The organism is Actinoplanes rectilineatus (assembly GCF_000962825.1).
Taxonomy (GTDB): domain Bacteria; phylum Actinomycetota; class Actinomycetes; order Mycobacteriales; family Micromonosporaceae; genus Actinoplanes; species Actinoplanes rectilineatus.
The window spans coordinates 1-324 of sequence record NZ_JZKF01000270.1 but is presented as its reverse complement, the minus strand read 5'-3'; the positions used below and the strand labels follow the sequence as shown (position 1 = coordinate 324).

Sequence of the window (324 nt, the reverse complement as noted above, 5' to 3'; positions counted from 1 at the left end):
ACCGGCGGGCCGATGCTCTGGCAGCACCTGTTCTGGTTCTTCGGGCACCCCGAGGTGTACATCATCGCGCTGCCGTTCTTCGGCATCATCACCGAGGTCATCCCGGTGTTCAGCCGCAAGCCGGTCTTCGGCTACAAGGGCCTGGTCGCCGCGACCCTGCTGATCGGCGCGCTGTCGATGTCGGTGTGGGCGCACCACATGTTCGCCACCGGCCAGGTGCTGCTGCCGTTCTTCAGCTTCCTGAGCTTCATGATCGCGGTACCGACCGGCATGAAGTTCTTCGTCTGGATCGGCACCATGTGGCGCGGCCAGATCAGCTTCGAG

At 63.9% G+C, this 324-nt stretch carries 1 protein-coding gene; it reads left to right on the top strand.

Features of this window, described 5'->3' with window-relative positions; translation table 11 throughout:
* Nucleotides 1-324 (top strand): cbb3-type cytochrome c oxidase subunit I (locus WH85_RS46375; protein ID WP_045748616.1); only part of this gene is annotated, 324 nt, incomplete at both ends.